We start from the raw sequence: 5,767 nt of genomic DNA, 5'->3' as shown, positions 1-5,767 counted from the left end.
TGCCTATATTATATAGGTAACAATATGGAAACGAGCGACCTTCTGCTCGTTTCTGTATTTTGCAATATCCAAAGAACGCCTAAATTTGCGACAAAGATACGATATTTTTCTTAATATCCCATAATTTGCAAGAAGAGAAACATAGAAATTAGGACTTTTTTACATGAAATCTCAAATTTGTAAACATAACCCCATCATAAAAAATGAATAGCAAGTATTCCTGCTGAGTTTATCAAATCAGGGCCATTGTTGTTGATGACGACTCTACCATCAGCTCATATATACCTTTCCGACACAAGCATACGAATACCTTCGTTATAACCTCGAATTTGAAGTCGATGAGATTAACAAGAACAAAAAGACCTTCATCGAAGCCGAAGAGAAGATTCCAGACTTCGTTGGGTTCTTGGCATCCCTTGCAGGTCCATCAAAACTTGCCGATAAGCCAAAGGCCTACATCGTTGGAGCTTGCCGAAGAAAAGCAAAGGAGTACTAACAAGAAGGCAAAGTGTAGCATAAAATCTACACTTCGTTTTTTCGTAAATAAAGTTAATATTACCCTTCAAGAAGTACAACAAACGAAAAAAAGACTATCTTTGCAACATCATAATTATCAATTAACAATTAACGCTTATGAAACAAGTACTCACTATTTTAGCTATTATGGCAGCTACATCAGTTCCTGCAAGTCTTTTTGCCGCTAAAACAACAGCAACTTGCAGTTTGATAAACCCACCAAATTCAGAAATCAAATGGGTATTTGGCGGCAATCAAGTTATTTGGGTAAAATTTTCCAACAGCAATGTTCTGAATGTCGCTGTAGAAGTTGTATGCAACACTCTATTTGATCAAACCGATAAGTATATAATACTTCCACTTAGTTCAACTAAAGAGAAGAAATATAGTATCTTCGGAAATACCCCTATAGGCTGGAAATTCACGGTTTCCACCTTATCCGATGCTGCTAGTGTCGTTGGAAATGCAAGATGGGATGCTTATTAACTTACCAAAATAATACGCTATGCTTATGAAGAAATTAATAACATGTATTTTCGTTCTATCTGCTTTTATTGTACTTAGCAGTTGTGATTCCGATAGTGACCCAACTGCTATTCAAAAAATAGCAGCAATCAAGACAGAACCAACAGCCGTTGAGAAAATTATAAACAACAATTCGTTTATAGACATAGACCTTTCTCAAATATCCAAGCAAATAGCAATGGGTACTAGAGCGGCAAAAGCAGAAGATTTGGCAAAAACGAAAGCAGCTATTTATCGTTTTTATAGCCATGTCCACTTAAATGAGAACAAGCAATACGTTTGTCTAATAAATTCTGCACAAGAAATAAATGTTTCTCAGAATGTTTTTGATACTTTAAAGAAGAATTTGGATGAAACTAACTCTATAATAGAGCAAACAATTGATTCTGGAAACAACATTATTGTTCCAGAAATTACAACAGAGTATTTAAACTCTTTATTAAAGTAGCCGATTTTAAAAAAAATGCAATTATAGTAAAACTCACACTTGCTGTAATTGCATTTTTATTTATCCGAAAGTTGAAAAATAATTACCGAATCGTTTGGTACTTTCCCTGAGTTTGCGTAACCTTGCCACCGATAAATTAGCGTGCTAGTTATAATTTTAGGCACAATTGCCAAATGAACAGTTGTTGTAATTGCCAAAGCAGACAAACTTGCCGCCATAAATGTCATCAGCACGTTCATCCTCAAGGACAATGCACTCGTCCTCTAATCCACGAAGCCCCATTTTTTCTGAGAGCTTCAACAAATCGTTGTTTGTTTCCATAATGTATAAAAATTAAATCATATTCCTACTCTTTTAAAGATTTTCGGATACCTCTTTTAATTTTTAGAAACGACTCAATTCTTCATTGCCAGCACCCTTACCTTTATATCGGTTTCTTGTTGTATTGAAGTTATATTGCAATGTCAAGAGCAAGGCACGGCTATCAGTCGTCATGTTTTGCCAAAGTGTAACATCCTTGTTGTAGAATGTTACATTACGGTAGCTCTTGTTGAAGATGTCATTGGCTTCAAGCGACACGGAAAAATGGTCTTTCCCAAAAGCCTTGTAAAGTTTGGCATTCAGGTATGAGGAAGAACTGAACTTCATGTTGTCCTTGTTGCCACGACTGTTCCATTCCATATCGATATTCATCCAAATGTCGCCAGGCAGATGGATGGCATTCTGGAACTGCACGATTCCCAAAGGATTGCTGAAGGATTTGCGCTCACCCATATATTCGCCAGTGAACCACTGTTTGATGATGCCTGCATTCACTTTAGGTTCCCAAATGCCAACCTTAAATTGTGCGCCAACAAATGCTTGTAGTTCATCTATCTTTGGAGTATTCTCCATGGTCAGCAACTTTACCTCTCCATCCTCGCCATAAGATTTCGTAGTCTGGATAAAGGCATCCTTCCTATGTTCGTATGAAACCTTTGCAAAGAATTGCTTCCATGCACCCATCAACTCCACAGAATGAATCTTCATAGGAGATAGGTAAGGATTTCCACTTTCCAAGGTCAAGCGATTGACATAGCTGACTGTTCCGTCAAGGTCATCGTATGATGGACGTTGAGTCTTGCTTGTGTAGCTCAATGATAATTGCGTTTTTCCAATCTCTGTAGAAATAGACAAAGAAGGGAAAACGTTGTTGTAAGTCTTGCTTTGGTCTTCCTTGAGTTGCCCATTTTCCGTGTATTTGAAGTTGACATGCTCGTAACGAAGTCCTGCCTCTACGGCAACTTTTCCGAACTGCTGACCTATGGAGAGAAAACCAGCCATGTTTTTCTCATCGCTCTTGGTGTTGCTATTTCCGATAGTAGCCATATTGATGTTGAAATCATTCAATGTCTGTGAGGCGGTGTACTCATTGCCCACTTCAAGTTGTCCTTTCCACAGAGGATAGCTCAAAACCAGCTTCTCGGCAAACATTCGTGAGTGCCCGATACCATTGGATGTAATCGAATTGTCCTCATTGTTGAGGTTTATCTCCGACAGATTGGAAGTCTTGCGCTTTTTTCTCCACATGTAGTCCATGTTGAAGTCAACTCCAAGTTTGCCCACTTCTCCATTGTAATATATATTGGCATGATGCTTAGGCATGGCATGTGTCCTGTTGAGTCCTACGGTGGAAACCATATCTTTCAGAGTTCCATCTGCATACGAAGTGGTTTTATAATCAGGATGTTCCTTTTGCAGTCCCACTCCATTCACATAATAAGCGCCAATGGAATGATGCTCATTGAGCATCCATGACAATCCAAACTTGCCGAAGAACTCATTGTTTCGCATACGACCGATGCTTTCTATGTTCTGAAGCCAATTGGTAGAAGCTTTCGTTTCCAGGTCCGTGACTCCATAGCTATAGAATTTGCCGGTATAATAATTGAGATTGGAGAATAGTTCCAAGCCTCCTTTACGATATTTCAAGTTTGCTTGCTCCATGCTCGAAAAATAGTGTCGGAAACCATTTTGGGCACGAAGTGTTCCACCAAAGCCTTCACCTTGCGATGGTTTGGTACGAATACGAATGACAGACTTGACCGAAGCATCATACTTGGCACCAGGATTGGTGATGACTTCCACATTCTTGATGTCTTGTGAGTTGAGTTGTGCAAGCTCGTTTTTGTCTTGTACGACACGCCCATTGATATAGATAAGTGGTGTACCCTTGCCAAACACTTCGAAGTTGCCATCTCTTCCTGTGACCATTGGCACTTGGCGCAATACGTCATTTGCCGTGCCTGCATGAGACAGTTGAGAATTAACTACAGTAGTAACCAAGGCATTGCCCTTGATGGCAATAACAGGGCGTGATGATTTCACCACAACTTCACCGAGCATCTTGCTGTCCTCTTCCATCTTGATGACACCCACATTTTCACCCTCGCAATCCTTGCAGATGGTTTTGTAGCCCACGGATGTTACCTTGATGATTCCGCCATTGCAGACGGAGTCTATTGAGAAGCAACCATCCTCTCCACTCACCGCTCCCTTGACGAACGCGGAGTCTTGCCGATTTAGGAGCACCACATTGGCGAAAGCCAAAGGCTCACCCTTGGTGTCCACTACTTTTCCCGTGATACTCTGTCCCATCGTCGAGGTCATTACAGATAGGCACAAGGCCGTTGTTAAAATCCCCTTATTATTCATTGTATAATTATTTTTTATTGCTTAATCTATTATATTCTTATCAATCCTCAGTATATAAGGAATCATGACGTTGCAAAGGTACTATATAAAAATTACAGCGTATTTGCGGAAATATTAAAATTGTGTTACATAAAGAAAAAGTCCTTTATTTGGCTTTTCAAGGCATATTCTTACCTTCAATTTCAAGTAATTTGCAATTGGTAAGACTATCCTTGTATGTTGCCATTTCTATCATTTTATAATGGTGGCGAACAGAATCCTCGTAAGCAGCAACACGATTCCTCACATTATTTATAACATTTTCGTCTCGACATATGGAGAAGTACTTTTCAATGTAGTGAATGTTTGGGTCATCAGTAGAAAGCACCATCTTCAATGCCCTATATTTCAAGTCTGCCTCCTCCCAATCTTGGTAATCTCGCCATTGGGTGAGATTGCCCCAAATGGAAATGACAAGGGATAGAGCCAAGCCACCAATGAAAAGAAGAACATTCTTTGAGGTTGGCTCGAAGTGATGGGTTACAACCTTCTTTTGAGGTGATTTGTTCATCACTTCAAGTTTATCTTGCAATGCCTTTGAGGTGACAGTATGCTCTTGTTTCATCTGCTTGACAGCATCAACCAAGAACTTGCTTCGCTGCTCATTTTTGCCAAGTTCAACCTTAATAAGGTCAGCAAAAACGATAATGGCATCTCTTAATTTGGATATTTTACCTCTGACTTCCTCTTCTTTGATAAACATCGCATTGATTGACTTATCCAACTTGGTTATGTCATTACTTGCAGGAACGGTTTCCGCTCCTGCGTTCTTTGTGGAGACAGAAAGTTCATCAACTTTCTGCTCCAATCTCTCAACTGTGCCGTAGATGGCTTCCAATAGTTCTTCTTTCATGTTCGATTCTATTTTTAAGTCTGTAACTTGCATCAAAGGCTGAAGCCCTTTCTGCGTTTTCTCTTTTTCTTCTTAGCGGATTCTTCCTCTGGGAATGGCTCATAAGTTTGGGCATTAGACGGAGCGAACAAGCCGATGGAAGAAATACCACTCCAAGGGTCTTGGGTATGTTCTGCCGTTGGTTGAGTCTGTTCTACTTGGTGACAACTTGGTTGTCCTCCCTGCATAGATTCGGCTCTTGGCGATACACGATTATACTCTGTGCCAAGTCTTGCATCCAACTTGACAAAGCTGTATTCTCGGCTAATCTGCGTACCCTTGAAGCTATATCCATCCTTGCAGAAACGGATGCCTTGAACCTTGGTTTGCTCCTTGTCCTTATAGACAAACTCCAAGAGAACACCTCGCTTTGCAAGCTCATTCTTGAACTTCTGCCAGCTACCTGCGGTTTTCAAGACATCCTTGACAACATTGTGAATCTCGTATTTGGCACGCTCAGCATTGCGTAACTTGCGAGTGCTAGTCTTGCTCTTGTCAGTTCCGTAGGTCAACCCATACTTGGATTTAAGAGCCTTGGTCACTTGCTCATTACGCCTGTAATCATTCTTGTCTGATATGAGTTTGCCCTCGTTATTGATGCGGTTATATACGATATGGCAATGTGGATTGTCCGTGTTGTGATGCCTTACGAT

6 protein-coding genes are annotated in these 5,767 nt (G+C 40.2%); 2 read left to right on the top strand and 4 right to left on the bottom strand.

The window, feature by feature from the left end:
* Window positions 1-633 precede the first annotated feature (633 nt).
* Entirely contained in the window at window positions 634-1,002 is a 369-nt protein-coding gene (locus tag DW917_RS15990) for a hypothetical protein (protein ID WP_117695303.1), read from the top strand.
* Between the two features lie 25 nt (window positions 1,003-1,027).
* Window positions 1,028-1,489 carry a hypothetical protein gene (locus DW917_RS15985; RefSeq protein WP_118415774.1) on the top strand — a complete coding sequence of 154 codons (462 nt, stop codon included), beginning with the start codon at window positions 1,028-1,030 and terminating at the stop codon, window positions 1,487-1,489.
* Window positions 1,490-1,645: 156 nt separating this feature from the next.
* Here DW917_RS15985 and DW917_RS17380 read toward each other — a convergent pair whose 3' ends face one another.
* From DW917_RS17380 to DW917_RS15970, 4 genes are all read right to left on the bottom strand, one after another.
* Complete coding sequence (locus tag DW917_RS17380) at window positions 1,646-1,810, bottom strand: hypothetical protein (RefSeq protein WP_153113403.1); 165 nt, start codon at window positions 1,808-1,810, stop codon at window positions 1,646-1,648.
* A 63-nt stretch (window positions 1,811-1,873) separates the two neighbouring features.
* Window positions 1,874-4,126: an outer membrane beta-barrel family protein gene (locus DW917_RS15980; protein WP_158570220.1), complete on the bottom strand. Its 2,253-nt coding sequence runs from the start codon at window positions 4,124-4,126 to the stop codon at window positions 1,874-1,876.
* Window positions 4,127-4,340: 214 nt separating this feature from the next.
* A complete protein-coding gene (locus tag DW917_RS15975; RefSeq protein ID WP_118120322.1) occupies window positions 4,341-5,075 on the bottom strand; it encodes a hypothetical protein in 735 nt (244 codons plus the stop codon).
* Between the two features lie 32 nt (window positions 5,076-5,107).
* On the bottom strand, window positions 5,108-5,767 hold a 660-nt coding region (locus tag DW917_RS15970; protein ID WP_118120316.1), incomplete at its 5' end, for a relaxase/mobilization nuclease domain-containing protein.

It is taken from the genome of Prevotella sp. AM42-24 (assembly GCF_003461825.1).
Lineage (GTDB): Bacteria > Bacteroidota > Bacteroidia > Bacteroidales > Bacteroidaceae > Prevotella > Prevotella hominis.
Note: the sequence above shows the minus strand (reverse complement) of the source record. Positions and strands in the feature narration are given on the sequence as shown.